The sequence below is a fragment of the Plantactinospora veratri genome (genome assembly GCF_036421995.1).
GTDB classification, from domain to species: Bacteria; Actinomycetota; Actinomycetes; order Mycobacteriales; family Micromonosporaceae; genus Plantactinospora; species Plantactinospora veratri.
Window position 1 is genome coordinate 170872 of sequence record NZ_JAZGQL010000033.1, and the last position, 17838, is coordinate 188709.

The 17838-nt window shown below is 71.7% G+C and carries 21 protein-coding genes; 13 read left to right on the top strand and 8 right to left on the bottom strand.

Translation table 11 applies throughout. The annotated features are described in order from the left end of the window. Positions 1 to 426, bottom strand: a complete 426-nt coding sequence (locus V1634_RS31705; protein WP_331211379.1) for a DUF4190 domain-containing protein — start codon at positions 424 to 426, stop codon at positions 1 to 3. 25 nt (positions 427 to 451) lie between these two features. Further along, positions 452 to 1018, bottom strand: a complete 567-nt coding sequence (locus tag V1634_RS31710) for a DUF4190 domain-containing protein (protein WP_331211380.1) — start codon at positions 1016 to 1018, stop codon at positions 452 to 454. A gap of 279 nt (positions 1019 to 1297) precedes the next feature. On the opposite strand from V1634_RS31710, the gene V1634_RS31715 reads away from it, so the two are divergent. Continuing rightward, positions 1298 to 2152 (top strand): SDR family NAD(P)-dependent oxidoreductase, encoded by an 855-nt coding sequence (locus tag V1634_RS31715; protein ID WP_407951890.1) that lies wholly within the window; start codon positions 1298 to 1300, stop codon positions 2150 to 2152. Between the two features lie 73 nt (positions 2153 to 2225). Here V1634_RS31715 and V1634_RS31720 read toward each other — a convergent pair whose 3' ends face one another. The 4 genes from V1634_RS31720 to V1634_RS31735 all read right to left on the bottom strand — a co-directional run bounded on the left by V1634_RS31720 (position 2226) and on the right by V1634_RS31735 (position 6083). Next, positions 2226 to 2747, bottom strand: coding sequence for a DUF4190 domain-containing protein (locus V1634_RS31720; protein WP_331211382.1), 522 nt, complete (start codon positions 2745 to 2747; stop codon positions 2226 to 2228). Between the two features lie 185 nt (positions 2748 to 2932). Next, on the bottom strand, positions 2933 to 3340 hold the full coding sequence (locus V1634_RS31725; protein WP_331211383.1) for a CoA-binding protein: 408 nt from the start codon (positions 3338 to 3340) through the stop codon (positions 2933 to 2935). 50 nt (positions 3341 to 3390) lie between these two features. After that, entirely contained in the window at positions 3391 to 4935 is a 1545-nt protein-coding gene (locus tag V1634_RS31730; RefSeq protein ID WP_331211384.1) for an Rv2578c family radical SAM protein, read from the bottom strand. Positions 4936 to 5054: 119 nt separating this feature from the next. After that, the gene (locus V1634_RS31735; protein ID WP_107267787.1) at positions 5055 to 6083 is read right to left on the bottom strand and encodes a LacI family DNA-binding transcriptional regulator; all 1029 of its coding nucleotides are present in this window, start codon (positions 6081 to 6083) and stop codon (positions 5055 to 5057) included. Positions 6084 to 6383: 300 nt separating this feature from the next. On the opposite strand from V1634_RS31735, the gene V1634_RS31740 reads away from it, so the two are divergent. From V1634_RS31740 to V1634_RS31750, 3 genes are read left to right on the top strand one after another with little or no spacing between them, the layout of a single operon-like run. Next, the gene (locus V1634_RS31740) at positions 6384 to 7562 is read left to right on the top strand and encodes a Gfo/Idh/MocA family protein (protein ID WP_331211385.1); all 1179 of its coding nucleotides are present in this window, start codon (positions 6384 to 6386) and stop codon (positions 7560 to 7562) included. Continuing rightward, entirely contained in the window at positions 7559 to 8374 is an 816-nt protein-coding gene (locus V1634_RS31745) for a sugar phosphate isomerase/epimerase family protein (RefSeq protein WP_331211386.1), read from the top strand. The genes V1634_RS31740 and V1634_RS31745 overlap by 4 nt, the downstream gene beginning before the upstream one ends. Positions 8375 to 8404: 30 nt before the next feature. After that, positions 8405 to 8812 (top strand): thiol-disulfide oxidoreductase DCC family protein, encoded by a 408-nt coding sequence (locus tag V1634_RS31750; protein WP_331211387.1) that lies wholly within the window; start codon positions 8405 to 8407, stop codon positions 8810 to 8812. 276 nt (positions 8813 to 9088) lie between these two features. Here the strand turns inward: V1634_RS31750 and V1634_RS31755 are convergent, their stop codons facing one another. Both V1634_RS31755 and trxA read right to left on the bottom strand, forming a co-directional pair. Beyond that, entirely contained in the window at positions 9089 to 9292 is a 204-nt protein-coding gene (locus V1634_RS31755; RefSeq protein ID WP_331211388.1) for a hypothetical protein, read from the bottom strand. A gap of 633 nt (positions 9293 to 9925) precedes the next feature. Then, positions 9926 to 10288 carry a thioredoxin gene (gene trxA, locus V1634_RS31760; protein ID WP_107257700.1) on the bottom strand — a complete coding sequence of 121 codons (363 nt, stop codon included), beginning with the start codon at positions 10286 to 10288 and terminating at the stop codon, positions 9926 to 9928. Positions 10289 to 10920: 632 nt separating this feature from the next. Between trxA and V1634_RS31765 the strand changes: the two genes are divergently transcribed. The 9 genes from V1634_RS31765 (at position 10921) to V1634_RS31805 (ending at position 17817) form a co-directional block, all read left to right on the top strand. Next, entirely contained in the window at positions 10921 to 11457 is a 537-nt protein-coding gene (locus V1634_RS31765; protein ID WP_331211389.1) for a hypothetical protein, read from the top strand. A 26-nt stretch (positions 11458 to 11483) separates the two neighbouring features. Then, positions 11484 to 12122 carry a TrmH family RNA methyltransferase gene (locus V1634_RS31770; RefSeq protein ID WP_331211390.1) on the top strand — a complete coding sequence of 213 codons (639 nt, stop codon included), beginning with the start codon at positions 11484 to 11486 and terminating at the stop codon, positions 12120 to 12122. A gap of 104 nt (positions 12123 to 12226) precedes the next feature. Next, positions 12227 to 12943 carry a DUF6758 family protein gene (locus tag V1634_RS31775; protein WP_331211391.1) on the top strand — a complete coding sequence of 239 codons (717 nt, stop codon included), beginning with the start codon at positions 12227 to 12229 and terminating at the stop codon, positions 12941 to 12943. A gap of 119 nt (positions 12944 to 13062) precedes the next feature. Then, the gene (locus V1634_RS31780; protein ID WP_165436875.1) at positions 13063 to 13221 is read left to right on the top strand and encodes a hypothetical protein; all 159 of its coding nucleotides are present in this window, start codon (positions 13063 to 13065) and stop codon (positions 13219 to 13221) included. Between the two features lie 6 nt (positions 13222 to 13227). After that, on the top strand, positions 13228 to 14103 hold the full coding sequence (locus V1634_RS31785) for a PH domain-containing protein (RefSeq protein WP_331211392.1): 876 nt from the start codon (positions 13228 to 13230) through the stop codon (positions 14101 to 14103). Positions 14104 to 14280: 177 nt separating this feature from the next. Next, complete coding sequence (locus V1634_RS31790) at positions 14281 to 14991, top strand: SigE family RNA polymerase sigma factor (protein ID WP_331211393.1); 711 nt, start codon at positions 14281 to 14283, stop codon at positions 14989 to 14991. A 5-nt stretch (positions 14992 to 14996) separates the two neighbouring features. Continuing rightward, complete coding sequence (locus tag V1634_RS31795) at positions 14997 to 16163, top strand: hypothetical protein (RefSeq protein WP_331211394.1); 1167 nt, start codon at positions 14997 to 14999, stop codon at positions 16161 to 16163. A gap of 99 nt (positions 16164 to 16262) precedes the next feature. Next, on the top strand, positions 16263 to 17162 hold the full coding sequence (locus V1634_RS31800; RefSeq protein ID WP_331211395.1) for a PHP domain-containing protein: 900 nt from the start codon (positions 16263 to 16265) through the stop codon (positions 17160 to 17162). A gap of 40 nt (positions 17163 to 17202) precedes the next feature. Beyond that, entirely contained in the window at positions 17203 to 17817 is a 615-nt protein-coding gene (locus V1634_RS31805) for a MarC family protein (RefSeq protein WP_331211396.1), read from the top strand. The last annotated feature ends 21 nt before the right edge of the window (positions 17818 to 17838 follow it).

Sequence of the window (17838 nt, forward strand, 5' to 3'; positions counted from 1 at the left end):
CTAGGTGCTCGCCGTGGTGGCGAAGAGCACCCCCATGAAGCCCAGGTAGGCGAGGAAGAAGAGCAGGCCCAGGGCGACCATCCCGAGCGAGACCCAGCCGAGCACCAGCCCGGCGGTGGCGAAGCCGCTGCCCTCCTCGCCGCTCGCCTGGATCTCGGTACGCGCCTTCTTCGCCAGATAGATGGCCACCCCGCCGACCAGTTGGCAGCTGAACAGGGCGACGATCCCGGTGACCATCGCCGCGATCGCCATCCCGTTCGTCGGCCGGCGCGGGACGTACGGATAGCCGGGGTAGCCCGGGTTCCAACCCGGCGGCGGTGCCTCGCCGGCCTGGCCGGGGTACTGCCCGGATTCGAGGGCGGGCTGCGTGACGACACCCGGGTCGCTGGTGGACTCGGACGGGTTACCGGTGCTGCCTGGGTTCACGGCGCCCTCCTGCTGGTCCGGATGCTCAGTAGCCGGTGTCGTACGACGACGGTTGGTTGGCCAACCAGACGAAGAAGATCACGATGGCGATGGTGGCGAGGACCGCGATGGCGGTGGAGATCCAGCCGACGATGATGCCGGCCTTGGCGAATCCCGCGCCGCCCTCACCACGCTCGCGGATCTGCTTGCTGGCGACGTGGCCCATGATCGCTCCGACGGCACCGAGGTAGCCGCCCAGCCCGTACCCGCAGAGCCCGAGCGCGCCCACGATGGCGACCACCATCGCGGCGATCGACAGGCCGTTGGTCGACGGCCCCGGGGTCGCGACCGGGTAGCCGGCGGGCGGGTAACCCGGAGCCAGCACGGGCTGGCCGCTGATCGGATCCGTGCCGGCCGGGTACGCCTGGGTCGGATAGCCGGGATCGGCCGGATATCCCGGCTGGTAGGGCGGGGCGGGGGCGGCGGCCTGGACCGTCGGGTCCTGGTACATCGGCTGGTAGCCACCCGGATCCTGGTAGCCCCCGGGTTGGGCCGGTGGTTGCGGCTGCCAGGACGGATCGCTGGAGTAGCCGCTCTGCTGGGGGTCGGTCATTCGAGGTCTCTCACTTCGTCCGTTCGGATGCGTCGCCAGGGTAGTCGGCGTACGCCAGATCGGTGTCCCCGTATCCGCCCGGCCCCTCGCCGCCGACGTGCCGGCGGGGATCGGCCGAACGGGCCGGGTCGGTGCCGACCGACGCCCGGTCGGCGGTGCCACGGCGGTGCGGCGTTGCCCGTATCGACTCGACCGGGCAGGATCGCGGGCATGGTATTCGACGCGCGCGCCGGGGACAGATCCGGTAATCGGCCTCGTCGGGACGCCACGCGTCCCGCACTGGCCCGCCGGCCCCGTACCGGCTCGCAGGGCACCGTCTCGCAGAGCATCGACCCGGGCCGGCCGGTGGCACCGGACGGCGACGCCGAACCGGTGACGATGCGCCTGGACGGGCGGGTGGCGTTGGTCACCGGCGCCGGCAGTCCGGACGGGATCGGGTACGCGACGGCACGCCGGCTCTGCGCGCTCGGCGCCCGGGTGGCGATCGTCTCGACCACCCGCCGCATCCACGACCGGGCCAGTGAGCTGGGCGCGACGGGCTTCGTCGCCGACCTCACCGACGAGGCCGAGGTCGGCGCGCTGGCGGACGCCATCGTCGAGCAGCTCGGCGAGGTCGAGGTGCTCGTCAACAACGCCGGGCTGGCGAGCCGGGCCAGTCCCGAGGTGCTTCGGCCGGTCGCCCAGTTGAGCTACGACGAGTGGCACCGGGAGATCGAACGCAACCTGAGTACGGCGTTCCTGTGCAGTCGGGCGTTCAGCGGCGGCATGGCCGAGCGGGGCTGGGGTCGGATCGTCAACCTCGCCGCCACCGCCGGTCCGGTCAACGCCCTGCCCACCGAGGCGGCGTACGCGGCCGCGAAGGCCGGCGTCGTCGGGCTGACCCGGGCACTGGCGATGGAGATGATCGCCGACGGGGTGACCGTCAACGCGGTGGCGCCGGGGACGATCTACACGGCGGCGTCCACCATGGCCGAACTGAAGCAGGGGCTCGGCACCCCGGTCGGCCGCCCCGGCACCCCGGACGAGGTCGCCGCCGCGATCGCCTTCCTCTGCTCGCCGGCCGCCTCGTACATCACCGGTCAGATGCTGGTGGTGGACGGCGGCAACAGCGTGCGGGAGGCGGAGTACCGGTAGCCGGGTAGCCGCTCGTCACCGCCGTGGGCGTCCGGCGCCGCAACCGGGCCGCCGGGACACCTCGCCCGACGGGTCAGTACGCGCCGCCGTCGCCCTCGGCACCGGCCCAGCTCACCAGGGCCAGCCAGCCGCAGCAGCCGATCAGGTAGAGCGCGGTGAAGACGTAGCTGAGGATCAGTCCCCAGGTGGCCAACTGGCCGCCCTGTTCGCCGGTGCGCTGGATCTGGCGTTTGGCCAGGTGCCCGAGCACGATGCCGGCCGGCGCGAAGACGAAGGCGAAGACCAGGGAGAGGATCGCCAGCAGGTTGATCCGGGACTGCCCGCCCGGCTGACCGTAGTAGCCGGGCCCGCCCTGGCTACCGGGCTGGCTCGGCTGGCCGTAGTAGCCGGGCTGGTCCTGGTAGCCGTACTGGCCGGGCTGGCCGTGGTAGCCCGACTGCCCGGGTTGGCCGGGCTGGCCGTAGTAGCCGGGCTGCTCGGGTTGGCCTGGGTAGCCGTACTGGTCGGGCTGGTCGGGACGCTCGCCGAAGCCGGGTGGGGGCTGCGCCGGGGGTCTATGCGGATCCTGCGGCTCACCCGGCCCTGGATTGCTCATCGCGTTGCCCTCCTCACCCGGCAACGCTACCGGTCAACGCGGCCTTTGCGGCGAATGCCCGGAATCATGCACCCGTGGGTGGCGGCGGCGTGCCGAGTTCCGGCCGGTCCAGGTCGATCGACACCGTCGACGCGATCGACGCGGTCAGCTCAGGCAGCGGCCGGCTTCGGCCGGAGAGGCTGCGGTCAACTCCGGCGGGAAAGTCCGCCGGTGGCACGTTCCACCGCCAGGCAGCGGTCCTCGACGTAGTCGAGGCCGGCCTCCTCGGCTATCCGCCGCGCCTCGGCCGAGACGATGCCGAGTTGCAACCAGACCGCCGGGGCGCCGATCGCGACCGCCTCGCGGACCACCTGCACGGCGTCCTCGGCCGGCCGGAACACGTTGACCAGGTCGACCGGGTGTGGGATCTCGGCCAGCGAGCGATAGACCCGCTCCCCGAAGAGTTCGTCCGCCACCGGGTTGACCGGGACGATCCGCCAGCCGTACCGCTGCATCTGCGCCGGGACGCTGTGGGACGGCTTGCCCGGGTCGCGGGACGCCCCGACCACGGCGATCACCCCGGCCTCGGCCAGGATCTGCTGAGGACTACGCACCCCGCGACTCTAGCTCGGCAGCGGGACCGCCGGCTCCGCCAACCTTCTCGTCAGAGGAGGGTGAGCTGCTCGGCGGCGGGTGCCGGTGCGGGTCCCGGCACCTGGCGGGCCTCTCCCGGCTCCGAGCGGTGCAGGCCGTGCCGGCGGGCCGCGATCCGGACCCGGGCGGTCAGCTCGCGCTGGTATGCCTGGGGCAGGTAGGAGCCCCGGCCGTAGAGGGTCCGATAGCGCGGCACCAGGTGCGGAAACTCCCGGGCCAGCCAGCTCGCGTACCACTCACGGGCACCGGGACGCAGGTGCAGCGGCAACGGGGTGACGCTCACCGCGCCGGCTGCCGCGATCGCGGCCACCGTCTCCTCGATGGACTCGTCGCTGTCGGTCAACCCGGGCAGGATCGGGGCCATCAGTACCCCGACCGGAAAGCCGGCGTCGGTCAGCCGGCGTACGGCGTCGAGCCGGCGTCGCGGACTGGGCGTGCCCGACTCGACGGCACGCCACATCCGCTCGTCGACGAAACCGACCGACATCGAGATGCCGACCTGGGTGACGGTGGCCGCCTCCTGGAGCAGCGGCAGGTCGCGCAGGATCAGGGTGCCCTTGGTCAGGATCGAGAATGGGTTGGCGAAGTCGCGCAGCGCCGCCAGGATCGGCGGCATCAGCCGGTAGCGTCCCTCGGCCCGCTGGTAGCAGTCGACGTTGGTGCCCATCGCGACGTGCTCGCCCGACCACTTCGGCGCCGCCAGCTCGCGGCGGACCAGCTCGCCCGCGTTGACCTTGACCACCACCTTGCTGTCGAAGTCGCGCCCCGCATCCAGGTCGAGATAGGTGTGGGTGCCGCGGGCGAAGCAGTTGTGGCTGACCACGCCGTTGGCGACGAAGTCGCCGGTGCCGGTGGTGATGTCGTAGAGCTGGAGATCCTGGCCGAGCGGCTCGATGCGGCGGATCCGCAGCACCGCCCGGCCGCCGAGCATGGTCCCGTCTAGGCCGCCGGCCGGGAGGTCGGCGGGTCCCGGCGTGGCCCGACCGGTGCCGACCAGACTGTCGGTGATCGCCAGATAGGGCCGGGGCGGCTCGCCGGGCGGTGCGCCGACGACGTGCTTCCAGCCGCGCGGGGTGAGGAACCGGTGGTCGCCGCTGGCGGTCAGCTCGGTGCCGTCGGCCAGCACGATCCGGTATGCCGGCTTCACCGTCGACCAGTGCGCCAACACCTCGGTCCGGACGTAGCGCCGGTGGTTGCCCTGTGCGACGGTGCCGTAGATCTGGTCGCCGATCCGCAGCTCGGCCAGTGGTCGGGTGCGCCCGTCGGCGAGCAGGATCGCGGTGTCGCCGGCCAGGCAGTAGGCGCAGGCGTGGCTGCACCCCCGGTAGGGGTTGATCGTCCACTGGAACGGCACCCGCGAGGCGCCCGGCACGCGGTTGATGATCGACTTGGCGTGCACCTCGTAGAACGTCATGCCGGCGAAGTCGGGGGTGTCGAAGGTGCGGACGGTCGCGCCGGGCAGCGCCAGCGGCAGGGGTGGAGCCGCTGGCGCTGCCCCCGGTGGGGGCCCGGTGTCGGGGGGAGCCGACGTCAGGTTTTCCCAGCGCATGGCCATTATTCGAACATACGTACGACGCCGGGCGCAACTCGCCACGCCCGTCGCCCGCTGCTCGGCGACGCCGGAATAGTCGACCGGGTACCTGCGGCTAGCGGCCGTCGGGCGGGTGTCAGCGGCTACCGGCCGTCGGGGGGTGGGGCGCTGCTCTCCCGGCGGACCAGTTCCGCGGCGACGTGTTCGATCTGCGGGGTGTTCAGCGGCTCGGGAGGTTGCAGTGCGAGGGTCATCGCCCGGGCGCCCATGTCGGCCAGCGGTAGCCGGATCGTGGTGAGCGCGGGTGTCACGTCCCGGGCGATCGGCATGTCGTCGAAGCCGACCACGCTGATCCGGCCCGGCACGTCGATGCCCCGGGACCGCAGCAGCGCGAGGGCGCCGATCGCCATCGAGTCGTTCAGCGCGACGATCGCGGTGACCTCGGGATGGGTCTCCAGCAGCGTGGCGGTGGCGGTGGCGCCGCCCGAACGGTCGAAGTCGGCGTAGACGATCTGCCGGGTGGTGAGCTTCTGGCCGTGTTCCCGGGCGGCCCGGCGCAGCCCGGCGAGCCGGTCGGTGGTGGTGGTGAGGTGTCGCGGCCCGGCGACGACACCGATCCGGGTGTGCCCGAGACCGTAGAGTTCGGCGCCGATCAGGTGCCCGCCGGCCTCGTTGGCCGGTATGACGGCGTGTCCGCTGTGCTCGTGCCGGCCGATCACCGCCACGTGCCCGCCGGTGGACTGGTAGACCCGCAGCTTGGCGTCGAGGGTGTTGGTGAACTGCTCGTCGTGGTAACCCGAGCCGGCCAGGATGATCGCGGCGGCCTGGTTGGCCCGGAGCAGCTCGACGTACTCCAGTTCCTTGTCCGGGTCCCGGTAGGTGTTGCAGATGATGACCAGCCGACCGTGCTCGGTGGCGACCCGTTGCAGCCCTCGGGTGATCTCCGCGAAGTACGGGTCCGAGACGTCGTGCACGATCACGCCGACCGCGCTGCGGTGGTTGCGGGCGAGCTGCTGGGCGTGCGCGTTGGGGACGTACTGCAACTCCTCGACCGCCGCCAGCACCCGCTCGCGGAGCGCGTCGGTCACCGGCTTCGGGCTGCCGTTGATGATCCTCGACGCGGTGGCGGGTGACACGCCGGCCCGCCGCGCGACATCCGCCAGTGTGGCCATCGACCCGTCCCTCCCCGACCGCCCGGTGGCGGGTTGCAGGTGAGGATATCGCGGCGGCGTCGCGGCCATTCACGGCCGTCGCGGGCCGGTGACCCCGCCGGCTGGAGATCACCGCCGCCGCCGGCAGGCTCTTGCCCGAATCGGAACGGAGTCGGTAGCGTAATCGGGAAAGCGCTTACCGACGTACGGCGTGCTCCACCGCGACCATCGCGCGCCAGGACGAACCCCCACCGCACCACGTACCCCCGCGCGCTCGACGAGTGGCACCCGCGGATCAGCCAGCCTGAGGAGGCGACGTACATGGGCCGCACCACGATCGGCATCGTGCTCAACGGCGTGACCGGCCGGATGGGCTACCGGCAGCACCTGGTCCGGTCGCTGCTCGCCATCCGGGAACAGGGCGGGCTGGCGCTGCCCGACGGCCGCCGGCTCTGGCCCGAACCGATCCTGGTCGGGCGCAGCGAGGCCAAGCTCCAGGAGATCGCCCAGCGGCACGGGCTGACCGAGTGGACCACCGACCTGCCCGCCGCGCTGGCCCGTCCGGACGTGCAGATCTACTTCGACTCCCAGGTCACCGCCCAGCGCGAGAAGGCCCTGAAGCTGGCGATCGAGGCCGGCAAGCACATCTACACCGAGAAGCCGACCGCCGAGGACCTCGCCGGCGCGATCGAGCTGGCCCGGCTGGCCGACGCCGCCGGCATCAAGCACGGCGTGGTGCAGGACAAGCTCTTCCTGCCCGGCCTGCGCAAGCTCGACCGGCTGGTGAAGGGCGGCTTCTTCGGCCGCATCCTCTCGGTACGCGGCGAGTTCGGCTACTGGGTCTTCGAGGGCGACTGGCAGGCGGCGCAGCGGCCGTCCTGGAACTACCGGGCCGCAGACGGGGGCGGCATCACGGTCGACATGTTCCCGCACTGGCACTACGTGCTGGAGCAGATCTTCGGCCGGGTCGCCGCGGTGACCGCGCACGTCACCACGCACATCCCGGACCGCTGGGACGAGGCCGGCGAGCGCTACGACGCCACCGCCGACGACGCGGCGTACGGCATCTTCGAGATCGAGCGACCAGGGCAGTCGGGCCGGATCGTGGCCCAGATCAACTCCTCCTGGTCGGTCCGGGTCTACCGGGACGAACTGGTCGAGTTCCAGGTCGACGGCACCGAGGGCAGCGCGGTGGCCGGGCTGCGCAACTGCCGGATCCAGCACCGGGCGACCACGCCGAAGCCGGTGTGGAACCCGGACCTGCCGGCGACCGAGGACTTCCGGTCACAGTGGCAGGTCGTGCCGGACAACGAGGAGTTCGACAACGGTTTCAAGGCCCAGTGGGAGCTGTTCCTCCGGCACGTGGTCGCCGACGAACCGTACGGCTGGGACCTCTGGGCGGGCGCCCGTGGCGTACAGCTCGCCGAGCTGGGGCTCGCCTCCGCCCGGGACGGCCGGCGCATCGAGATCCCGGACCTCGACGGCGAGCCCACCAAATGAGCGGGGTGCCGGAGCGGTTCTCGTTCAACCAGGCCACCGCCAAGTACTGGCCGATTCCGGAGCTGGTCGACGGCTGCCTGGCGACCGGGGTGACCCAGGTCGGACTCTGGCGGGAGGAGACCCTCGCGCACGGCCTGGAGAAGACCGCCACGCTGATCCGCGACTCCGGGCTCGCGGTCACCTCACTGTGCCGGGGCGGCTTCTTCCAGACCCCCGACTGGTACGACGAGAACCGCCGGGCGATCGACGAGGCGGCCACCCTCGGGGCGCCGGTGCTGGTGCTGGTCTCCGGCGGCCTGCCGGACGGCAGCCGGGACGTGGACGCGGCCCGGGCGCACGTCGGCGAGGCGATCGGTGAGCTGGTGCCGCACGCCCGCGCCGCCGGGGTACGACTGGCGATCGAGCCGCTGCACCCGATGTACTGCTCGGACCGCTGCGTGGTGTCCAGCCTCGGCCAGGCGCTGGACCTGGCCGCGCCGCATCCGGCCGAGACGGTCGGTGTGGTGGTGGACACCTACCACATCTGGTGGGACGACCAGGTCTGGGCGCAGATCGACCGGGCTGGCCGGGAGGAGCGGATCGCCTGCTTCCAGGTCGCGGACTGGGCCACCCCGCTGCCCGAGGGGGTGCTGCTGGGGCGCGCGCTGCCCGGCGACGGCTGCGTGGAACTGCGCCGGTTCCGGGAGGCGGTGGAGGCCGCCGGCTACCGGGGGCCGATCGAGGTCGAGGTCTTCAACGCCGAGGTGTGGGCCCGGCCGGGCCAGGAGATCCTGGACCGCACCCTGTCGGGTTACCTCACCCACGTGGATTAGTCCGCACTGCCGCCGGGGAAGACTGGTGCCATGGACCAGCCCACCTTCGTGTACGACGGCGACTGCGCCTTCTGCACCACCTGTGCCGAGTTCATCGGCCGGCGGATCCCGACCGGGGCCGAAGTGGTGCCCTGGCAGTTCGCCGACCTCGACGCGCTCGGGCTGACCGCCACGCAGTGCGAGGAGGCGGTCTGGTGGGTCGGCACCGACGGCGTACGCGTCGCCGGCCCGGACGCGATCGCCCGGCTGCTCGGTACGAGCCGTCCCGGCTGGCGGCTGCTCGGCGCCGGCCTGCGGCTGCCTCCGGTACGCCTGCTGGCCTGGCCGGCGTACCGCTGGGTGGCCCGGAACCGGCACCGCCTGCCCGGCGGTACGGCCGCCTGCTCGCTGCCGCAGGCGACCCGGGACCGGCTCTACGGCACGGCCGGCGACCGCTGAACCTCTCCGGCACGGTGCGCGGCGATGAGCTTTTTCGACCTTCCCTGCGATCCGTCGTGCCGCGGGTGAGGTCGGGGCGCCGCCGCGCCGCACCTTCCGGCTAAATGGTTCGTCGATTTCAATTCAAATCGGTTGTCTACACTGCTTGGGAAATTCGATTCGAAGGGCCAGGGGAGGTCGAGTCCTGCGCGGTCTGATTATGGGTCGGTCCATGAAGTGCGGCGGCCGGAAGAAGGACTCCTTCCGACCGCCCACGTCAATCCTGGCTTGCGACTCCTAGTGGCTCTGTCCCCACGATTCGCTCTCTTGGGTCTTGTGCCAGGCGTGCCGGATCCCGTTGGTTCCGGTGCTCACCGAGGTGCCCGGGTCGCCGTGGAACTCTTCGTACGTGCCGTTGGCGTACTGCACCCGCAGCCAGCCGTGACCAGCACAGTTGCCGCTGCTTCGAACTGTCCAGGCGTAGTTGTGCAGGTTCGACACCCCACCTGTGTAGGTGCATCCGCTGCGCTCTCTGGTCCAGGTAACCGTGTGCGCGGCTGCGGGTCCTGGAACCGCGATGCTGCCTGCGCCGATGAATGCCAGTGCGAGAACCGAGCTGCCGATGGCGCGTCGCGCGATCTTCATTGCGATGGAACACCTCCACATATTTATCGGTAGGTGAACCGTCGCATCATCCCTGATCTCCGTCAATGGATTAAAGTGTGATCCACTTCACTACCCATAGATACCCCTCGTTCACAATGGGTAACGAGGGTGTGATTGGCTCTCTGCTGCGGTGGCATCTGTCGTCGCGTCAAGGCGTCATGGATCGGCAGCTCGTCGGGGGTTCAACGGCATCGCCCCGCACTCGCCGGGCACGACCGCATGCTCACCCGGCTGGGGGCGGCTCAAGACGCGCGAGCGTAGCCAGGAGGCTCGCCCTCCGGATCGAGGCCGCACGGCGCAGGGCATGTCGGTGAATCGTGCGACCGACCGTGGTGGTGTTCAGGCGGCCGTCGGCGTACCGGCCGGGTGTGGGGTGGGCGTTGACAGTCCGGCCGGACCCCCGGACAGGGGTCCGGCCGGACGGTGTTTCTGCCGGGCGGTCATCCGCCAGGTCGGTGGCTGTGCTGGTCAGTGGCTGTGCTCGGCGAGCTGCTTGCGTACGTCGTCCATGTCCAGCGCCTGCACCTGCTCGATCAGCGACTCCAGCGCCGACTCCGGCAGGGCACCCGGCTGGGCGAAGACGATCACGCCGTCCCGGATCGCCATGATCGTGGGGATGGACCGGATGTCGAACTTCGCGGCGATCTCCTGCTGCGCCTCGGTGTCGACCTTGCCGAAGACGATCTCCTGGTGCTTCTCCGAGGAGCGCTCGTAGACCGGCGCGAACCGCTTGCACGGGCCACACCAGTCCGCCCAGAAGTCCACAAGCACGATGCCCGGCTGCTCGGTCACCTCGTCGAAGTTGGCTGTGGTCAGCTCAACGGTCGCCATTGATCACTCCGATCACCGCAATTGGCTTACGACTGGAAAACCCACCCGGTCTCCTCGGAATTCCCCGGCACGGCGGGTTGAAACGGTCATCGTGTGCGGGCTCACGTTCTGGCCCGGGTATCGATGAGGGTCGGTGATCCGACCGGTCTGGATGCGAAACACCCGTGACATAGTTCGGTGACAGCCAGTTATGGGAGCGTTTCCAGGACTTCCGCTGGCCAGTCCGGGTGTGATCGGGAAACTTGCCGGTTGGCAAGCGGAAACAGGTGACATAACGGATGCCCGGGCGCGTACGACCCCTCACGTTCAGTAACATTACAAAAAGGTAACTGTGACCCCGATCTCCTGGTGGACTCTTCTGTCAACCGGGTCGGGTCGGGCAGAATCTTCCCCATCAGAGCGTGGGCGGCGGGTGCCGGGGAGGGCCCCGCCGCTCATTGCGTCCGGGGTCGGTTTCCTCCGCCCGGCACACCTCATTAGTCGGCGCCACGGACCTCCTCGGGTCCGCTCGGCGACGTCGGCATTGCCGCACCCGGCCGCCGGGCCCCCGGGCGGCGACACCAGCACTACCACTTTTCGGGCGGAACCGGGCCTTCCGCCTATTGTCGGCTTATGCTGGGCCGGGAGGCGCCATGAGCCACACCGGATCTCCGGACTCGCCCGGTGCCACGCACGGTGCCTGGCGGTCCACCGTCACCGGCTACCCGCCCGACGACTGGCGACTGCTCGTCCGACTGCCCGGCCGGGTGATCGTCGCGGCCTCGTCGGCCCGGCCGGAGAACCCGGTCCGGGCGGTCACCGAGGGCCTGGCCGGCCTGGACGGCATCGCCGCCGGGCGGTCGTTCGACAGCGAACTGGTCCGGGCCGTGGTCGCCGCCATCTACGCCGAGTCCGACGACGGGCACTCCGGACCGGTCCGCGCCGGGGTCGACGCCGGACTCGCCGAACTGCTCCGGTCCTGCCGGGCCGCGGTCGAGACGCTGGCCCGACACGCCGATCCGGCCGACTCGGCCGCCTACCGGCAGTGGGTGCAGTCCGTCGCGGCCCGGGTCTGCCGGGCGGCCGGCTCCGACGGCCGGCCCCGCCCGTTCGGCGATCCGGTCGACCCGGAGCAACGCCGGGTGCTGGACCAGCTCGGCGAGGCGCTGGGACTGCGCTCGGCCGGCTGACCGCCGGGTGCGTACCCTCGGCAACCGTGGACAGTGCCGAGGTCGAGCTTGAGGTCGGGGTCGGGCCGTGGCCGGGCGAGCCACCGGCCGATCCCCGGTACGACCCCGAACTGCTCAGCCAGGGCGACCGGCGCAACGTCGTCGACCGGTACCGCTACTGGCGGCGGGAGGCGATCGTCGCCGACCTGGACCTGCGCCGGCACGACTTCCACGTGGCGATCGAGAACTGGCAGCACGACTTCAACATCGGCACCGTGGTCCGCAACGCCAACGCCTTCCTCGCGGCCGAGGTGCACGTGGTGGGGCGGCGGCGGTGGAACCGGCGGGGCGCCATGGTGACCGACCGCTACCAGCACGTCCGGCACCACGAGACGATCGAGTCGTTCCTGCGCTGGTGCCGTGGCGGCGACCTGCCGGTGATCGGCATCGACAACCTGCCCGGGTCGCGACCGCTGGAGAGCGCGGTGCTGCCGCGCCGCTGCGTACTGCTGTTCGGGCAGGAGGGGCCAGGGCTCTCCGAGCCGGCCCGGCTCGCCTGCTCGGCGGTCTTCTCCATCGCCCAGTACGGCTCGACCCGGTCGATCAACGCCGGGGTGGCCAGCGGGATCGCCATGCACGCCTGGATCCGCGCGTACGGCGGGGAGCCGCCCGGGGAGCCCGGCTGACCTGCCCCACGACGTCCCGACCGTACGCAGAACGACCCGAAAAGGCCGGTTCGCCTTGACTCGGGGCCACTGGTACGGGGACTGTAGTTCTCGTGGGTGTCGCGGTGAGCTGTCCCCGTTGCGGCGGTCCGGTCCGAGCACCGGACCTGATGCACACTGCCTGGCGGTGTCCGGACTGCGGTCCGGTCTCTCCGCTGCACGTCGCCGAGCACATCGGGCCGGAGATCGTGGCCAGCACCGTCGACCGGATCATCGAGCAGCGCGACCCGGCCGACCGGGAGGCCCGGGTCCCGGGAGCCGAGTCCGGGTCGCCGATGCCGCTCTGGTGCCTCTGGCCGCTGCCGCAGGGCTGGACGATGACCGGGGTCGGCTGGGCCGGTGACGATCGCTCCGGCGTACGCGCGACCGCCGTGGCCTGCACCGGGCCGGACCCGCTCGGCGGTGGACCCGCCGACCTGGTGCTGGTCGCCGAGGAGCCCGGCGTCGGCCTGGGTACCCGGCTGGCCGGCACCACCGGGGTCGACCCGGGCCCGCAGCTCGCGGAGGCACTGACCGATCCCGGCCCGGGTTCCGCCGAGCGGATCGCGCACGCCAAGATCCGGGCCGCCGGCCATCCGACTCCACTTTGGTCAGTCAAATCTCCGACAGACCGGAGCGCCTACGCCGGTGAAGCTCGGGGGATCTGGCTCTATGCGATAACCTGGCCGGCGAGTGCGGGTTACCTCCTCGCGGAAGACGTCGAACTCCACGACCTGACCGAGTGGACACCGCCCGAGCTCGTCTACGGTGCTCCGTCCCCCTACCTGCACGGGAGGGTCTGATATGGCCAGCCAGGCTGGGGCGGAGGGCGTATGTGGATTATTTCCCGCAGGACACCCGACTGATACTCTGGGTTTTGCCGGGGTTCGCAACCCGGTGCCGCACGGAGGGATGGCCCGCCATGGTTAAAAAGGTCCTCACCTGGGGCGGTATCGCCTTCCTGGTTTTCTTCATCGCCTACCAGCCCTCCTCCGCCGCCGACGTCTTCAAGTCGCTGGGCGGCAGCCTGCTGGACGTTGCCCAGGGCTTCGGCGACTTCTTCACCGACCTCGTCGCTTAGCCGCCCATGGGCAATCCGTCGGGTGAACCCCCTGAGCCCGAGGACGACGACGAACGTCGACGGCGCGATCGGGACACCGAGCCGATCCCCCGGGTCCGACCCGACGACGGGCCGGCGTTCGGCACCGGCCCGGGCTACTCCGACGGGCCCTCCTATTCGGACGGGCCCGCCTACGCCGAGGACATCGGCTACGGCGAGGGCCGGGCCGGCACCCGGGGCTGGGTGCGGGACCCCGACCAGGGACCGGAGATCTCCGAGGAGGAGCTCGCCGGCCTCCGGGTCGACGCCTCGGGGATGCCGCTCGGTCCGCGCCGGGTCCTGCCGCTGGAGGACGAGCCGACCTCGCTGGTGGCCCGCTATCTCTTCCCGACCGAGCGCTACCGGGGTGAGTGGAAGCGGCACAAGATCTACCTGGCCACCCCACTGCTGATCGGCCTGCTCGCCACCTTCGTGCTCGGCTACCTCTCCGGCTTCCTCGCCGGCCAGGAGGTCGGCGCGCTGACCACCGTCGCGGTGCTGATCTGGCTCGGCATCATGGGCTGGGTCGCCTGGAAGGTCGCGGACTGGTATTTCGACCGGTTCATCCTGACCAACAAGCGGGTGATGGTGGTGAACGGGATCATCACCCGGCAGGTCGCGATGATGCCGCTGCTGCGGGTCACCGACATGAAATACGAGCAGTCGCCGCTCGGCCGCGCCCTCAACTACGGCACCTTCGTACTGGAGTCGGCCGGTCAGGAGCAGGCGCTCCGGGAGATCAAGTATCTTCCCAACCCCAACGAGCTCTACCTGCGCGTGGTCGAGGAGATGTACGAGCCGCAGGCGGTCGAGGCCCGGCTGGGCAAGGAGGCCGAGGAGGCCAAGGCCGACGACGGCGCCTGACGGCCCACCCCACCCCGGCCGGCGGGGGTGTGACGCTGGCGACGCGGTGGGCGACACCAGTGCGCATAACGGCGGTTCCCTGCCCGAACATCGAACTGAATCGCACCTTTCCGCCGTAGACCTGCGGGTCGGGCTTGTGGCAGCCTTTCGAATTGGCACAGGCTGGGGGAGGCGGGCGTGGCGCCGAAGCACTCGGTGGACGAGGAGTTCCGCGAATTCGTCGCGGCCCGCTCGGCTGCCCTGCTGCGTACGGCTTACCTGCTCGCCGGGGACTGGGCTACCGCCGAGGACCTGTTGCAGACCGCGTTGACCAAGACCTACCTGGCCTGGAAGCGGCTCGGCGAGATCGAGGCGGTCGAGCCGTACGCCCGGCGGGTCCTGATCAACACGGCGACCAGCTGGTGGCGGCGACGCTGGCACGGCGAGCGCCCCACCGAGGTGCTACCCGAGCGGCCCGCCCCGGACCAGATCGAGGAGCAGCTCGAACGCGACCGGCTGTGGCGGCACGTCCGCACCCTGCCGGTCCGGCAGCGGGCCGTCCTGGTGCTCCGGTTCTACGAGGATCTCTCCGAGGCCCAGACAGCCGCACTCCTCGACATCTCACCGGGCACGGTGAAGAGCCAGACCTCCCGGGCCCTCTCCACGCTCCGCCGCCGGCTCGGCGCCGAGACCGACAGCCGGGTGCCGAGGGGCGAGGACGCGCTGGCCCCCGTACCCCTCGGCGGAGCCGACGGCGACGACGGCCGGTTCGGGCCCGCGCACCCGGTGAACGGCCAACGTCCGGCCACCCCGCCGGAGCTGCCGAAACCGCGTCAGGCCGGGGCCCGGCGGCCGGCCGCCCTCTCGGTGCCGGCGCCGCCCGTGCCGGCGGTCGGAGCGGAAGCGTGACGCCGATGCTGGAAGATTCGCTGCGCGACATGTTCGCCACCCGGGTCGACACACCGCCGGTGCCCGACGATCCGGCCGGCAGGGTGATCCAGCGGGGCCGGGTCGCCCGGCGGCGCCGCACGGTCAGCTCGCTGGCGGCGGTGGCGGCCGCGCTGGTCCTGGTCACCGCCGGTGCCGCCTCGCTCGGCGGCGGATGGCTGCTCGAACGGCCGTCCAGCGGACCCGCCGCCGGCTTCGGAGCGGACTCGCTGGCCGAGGTCACGGTCGGGCCGGTGGAGCCGCCGGTTCCCGGCCGGGAAACCGGGATAGGACTCGACATCCGCAGCGGCGACCAGCTCTGGACCACGGACGGCCGGCGGCTGAGCCTGGCCGGCGTCGGCGAGGTGACCCGGGTCTACCGGGTGCCGGGCGGCTGGGTGTACGCCGGGGCCAGACAGGTCAGGTTCCTCCGGCCCGACGGCACCTCGGTGGCGCTCAGCGGCGAGGACGACCGGTGGACGCTGAGCGCCGACGGCGACCGACTGGCCTTTCAACTCGACACGACGCTGTACATCGCCCGGGTCGGCCCGACCGGGCTGGCCCTGATGGACCACGTCGAGGTGCCCGCCGGCGTCTGGCCGGTGGCGGTCACCGCCGACCGGGTGGTGGTCTCCGACGGACCCCGTGGCTACGGCTTCGTCGACCTGGCCCACCCGGCCCGGCGACCGACCCGCGACGCGGACGTGACCGCGGTCTACGGGGTACGCGCCGACGGTCTGGTCGGGCTGGTCCGGGAGGAGAGCGGGAACCGGCGCTGCCTGGCCAGCCTCGCCTTGACCGGCGGAAGGCTGCAACCGGTGCGCAGTGGCGGTTGCGGGCTGGGCCTGCGCGCCGAGGCCCCCGACGGCGGCCTCGCCCCGGGCGGCCGATGGCTCGCCGAGCGGCGCGGCGCCGAGGTCGTGCTGATCGACATCGACCGGGTACTCGACGGCGGCAGCACCGTGGTCGCCTGCCCGGCCGCCGGTGACGTGCCGCCGGTCTGGGCCGACGACCGGACGGTGGTGACCGGGGACGACAAGCAGGTCGTACGCTGCCGCACCGACGGCACCGAGGAGATCGTGCCGCTGCCCGACGGAGTCTCGGAGAGGTGGCAACTCGTGCCGAGGCTGACCGCCACCGCCGACGGCCGGTGACCTATCGCCACGCCGCGACCGGCGCCGGAGGTCGCTGGTGACCTTCCGCCACGCCGCGACCGGCGCCGGAGGGCGACGGCGGCCGGTAGCCTCGGCCCGGTGACGTCCCGCCAGCCCGAGGCGCCCGACCACGCGAGCCGGGTCCGGATCGACCTGCACGCCCACTCGACCGCCAGCGACGGCACCTGCACCCCGGAGGAACTCGTCCAGGCCGCCCGGACGGCCGGGCTCGACGTACTGGCCATCACCGACCACGACACCACCGGAGGGTGGGAGCGGGCCGCCGCCGCCCGGCCGCCGGGACTCACCCTGGTCCGGGGCGCGGAACTCTCCTGCCGCTGGTACGGCACCGAGCCGTCGATCCCGCTGCACCTGCTCGGCTACCTCTTCGACCCGGAGTCGCCGGAACTGGTCGCCGAACTGACCCGGATACGCGCCGCCCGTGAGGTACGCGGGGAACGCATCGTCGAGCTGCTCCGGGCCGACGGCGTCGACGTCGACTGGGCGGAGATCCGGGACGCCGCCGACGGTGGCACGGTCGGCCGACCGCACATCGCACAGGCGCTGATCCGGGCCGGTCTGGTGGCGACCACCGCCGAGGCATTCGCCCCGCACTGGCTCGGCGAGCGCTACCGGCTGCCCAAGGACGACATCGACGTGTTCCGGGCGGTCCGGCTGATCCGGCAGGCCGGCGGGGTCCCGGTGATGGCCCATCCGAGGGCCACCAGGCGGGGGCGGATCGTGCCCGACTCGTTGATCGTCGAGTTGGCCGCGGCCGGACTGGCCGGGCTGGAGGCGGAGCACGAGGACCACTCGCCGGCCGAGCGGGACGCCGTACGGGCCCTCGCCGCCGAGCTGGGGCTGCTGGTCACCGGCTCGTCCGACTTCCACGGCACGCACAAGAGCGTCCGGCTCGGCGCGTACACCACCGGGGTGGAGGCGTACGAGCGGATTCTCGCCGCGAGCAGCGGGGTCGGGGTGCTCGCCGACCCGGGCTGACCTCGGCGGATGCCGCCCGGCGTCCGGCTAACGTGATCACGTGAACATGAAGCTGCTCGGCGAGGTCCTGCTGACCCTGCTGGTGATCACGGATCCACCGGGCATGGTGCCGATCTTCCTCGCCCTGACCGGCCAGATGCCGGCAAGGGAGCGGGTACGCGCCGCGTGGCAGGCGGTGGCACTCGCCCTCGGGGTGATCGTCGTGTTCGCGGTCGCCGGGCAGACCCTGCTGGACTATCTGCACATCGACCTGCCGGCGTTGCAGGGCGCCGGTGGCCTGCTGCTGGTGCTGGTCGCGCTGGAACTGCTCACCGGCAAGGCCGACGACCCCGGCCAGCAGAACACCTCGAACATCGCGCTGGTGCCGCTCGGTACGCCCCTGCTGGCCGGTCCCGGCGCGATCGTCGCCACGATGCTCTTCGTACAGCGCGCCGAGGGTACGGCGGACTACCTGGCGATCGCGGTCGGCATCGTCGCGGTGATGGTGGCGGTCTGGCTGATCCTGCGCTTCTCCGGGATCGTGGTCAGGGTGCTCCGGCCGGCCGGGATCGAGGTGCTGACCCGGATCGCCGGCCTGCTGCTCGCCGCGATCGCGGTCCAGTTGATCGCCGACTCCGTCGCCGCCTTCGTCACCGCACACCTGCACGCCTCCTGAGCTTCCCCCGCGTCCGGTCTC

Excerpts from the sequence above, each read along its gene's own strand:
- V1634_RS31795 (WP_331211394.1), top strand. The coding sequence starts at position 14,997 with ATGCTGGAAGATTCGCTGCGCGACATGTTCGCCACCCGGGTCGACACA.
- V1634_RS31735 (WP_107267787.1), bottom strand. The coding sequence starts at position 6,083 with ATGGCCACACTGGCGGATGTCGCGCGGCGGGCCGGCGTGTCACCCGCC.
- V1634_RS31765 (WP_331211389.1), top strand. The coding sequence starts at position 10,921 with ATGAGCCACACCGGATCTCCGGACTCGCCCGGTGCCACGCACGGTGCC.
- V1634_RS31785 (WP_331211392.1), top strand. The coding sequence starts at position 13,228 with ATGGGCAATCCGTCGGGTGAACCCCCTGAGCCCGAGGACGACGACGAA.
- V1634_RS31740 (WP_331211385.1), top strand. The coding sequence starts at position 6,384 with ATGGGCCGCACCACGATCGGCATCGTGCTCAACGGCGTGACCGGCCGG.
- V1634_RS31780 (WP_165436875.1), top strand. The coding sequence starts at position 13,063 with ATGGTTAAAAAGGTCCTCACCTGGGGCGGTATCGCCTTCCTGGTTTTC.
- V1634_RS31720 (WP_331211382.1), bottom strand. The coding sequence starts at position 2,747 with ATGAGCAATCCAGGGCCGGGTGAGCCGCAGGATCCGCATAGACCCCCG.
- trxA (WP_107257700.1), bottom strand. The coding sequence starts at position 10,288 with ATGGCGACCGTTGAGCTGACCACAGCCAACTTCGACGAGGTGACCGAG.
- V1634_RS31750 (WP_331211387.1), top strand. The coding sequence starts at position 8,405 with ATGGACCAGCCCACCTTCGTGTACGACGGCGACTGCGCCTTCTGCACC.
- V1634_RS31710 (WP_331211380.1), bottom strand. The coding sequence starts at position 1,018 with ATGACCGACCCCCAGCAGAGCGGCTACTCCAGCGATCCGTCCTGGCAG.
- V1634_RS31745 (WP_331211386.1), top strand. The coding sequence starts at position 7,559 with ATGAGCGGGGTGCCGGAGCGGTTCTCGTTCAACCAGGCCACCGCCAAG.
- V1634_RS31730 (WP_331211384.1), bottom strand. The coding sequence starts at position 4,935 with ATGGCCATGCGCTGGGAAAACCTGACGTCGGCTCCCCCCGACACCGGG.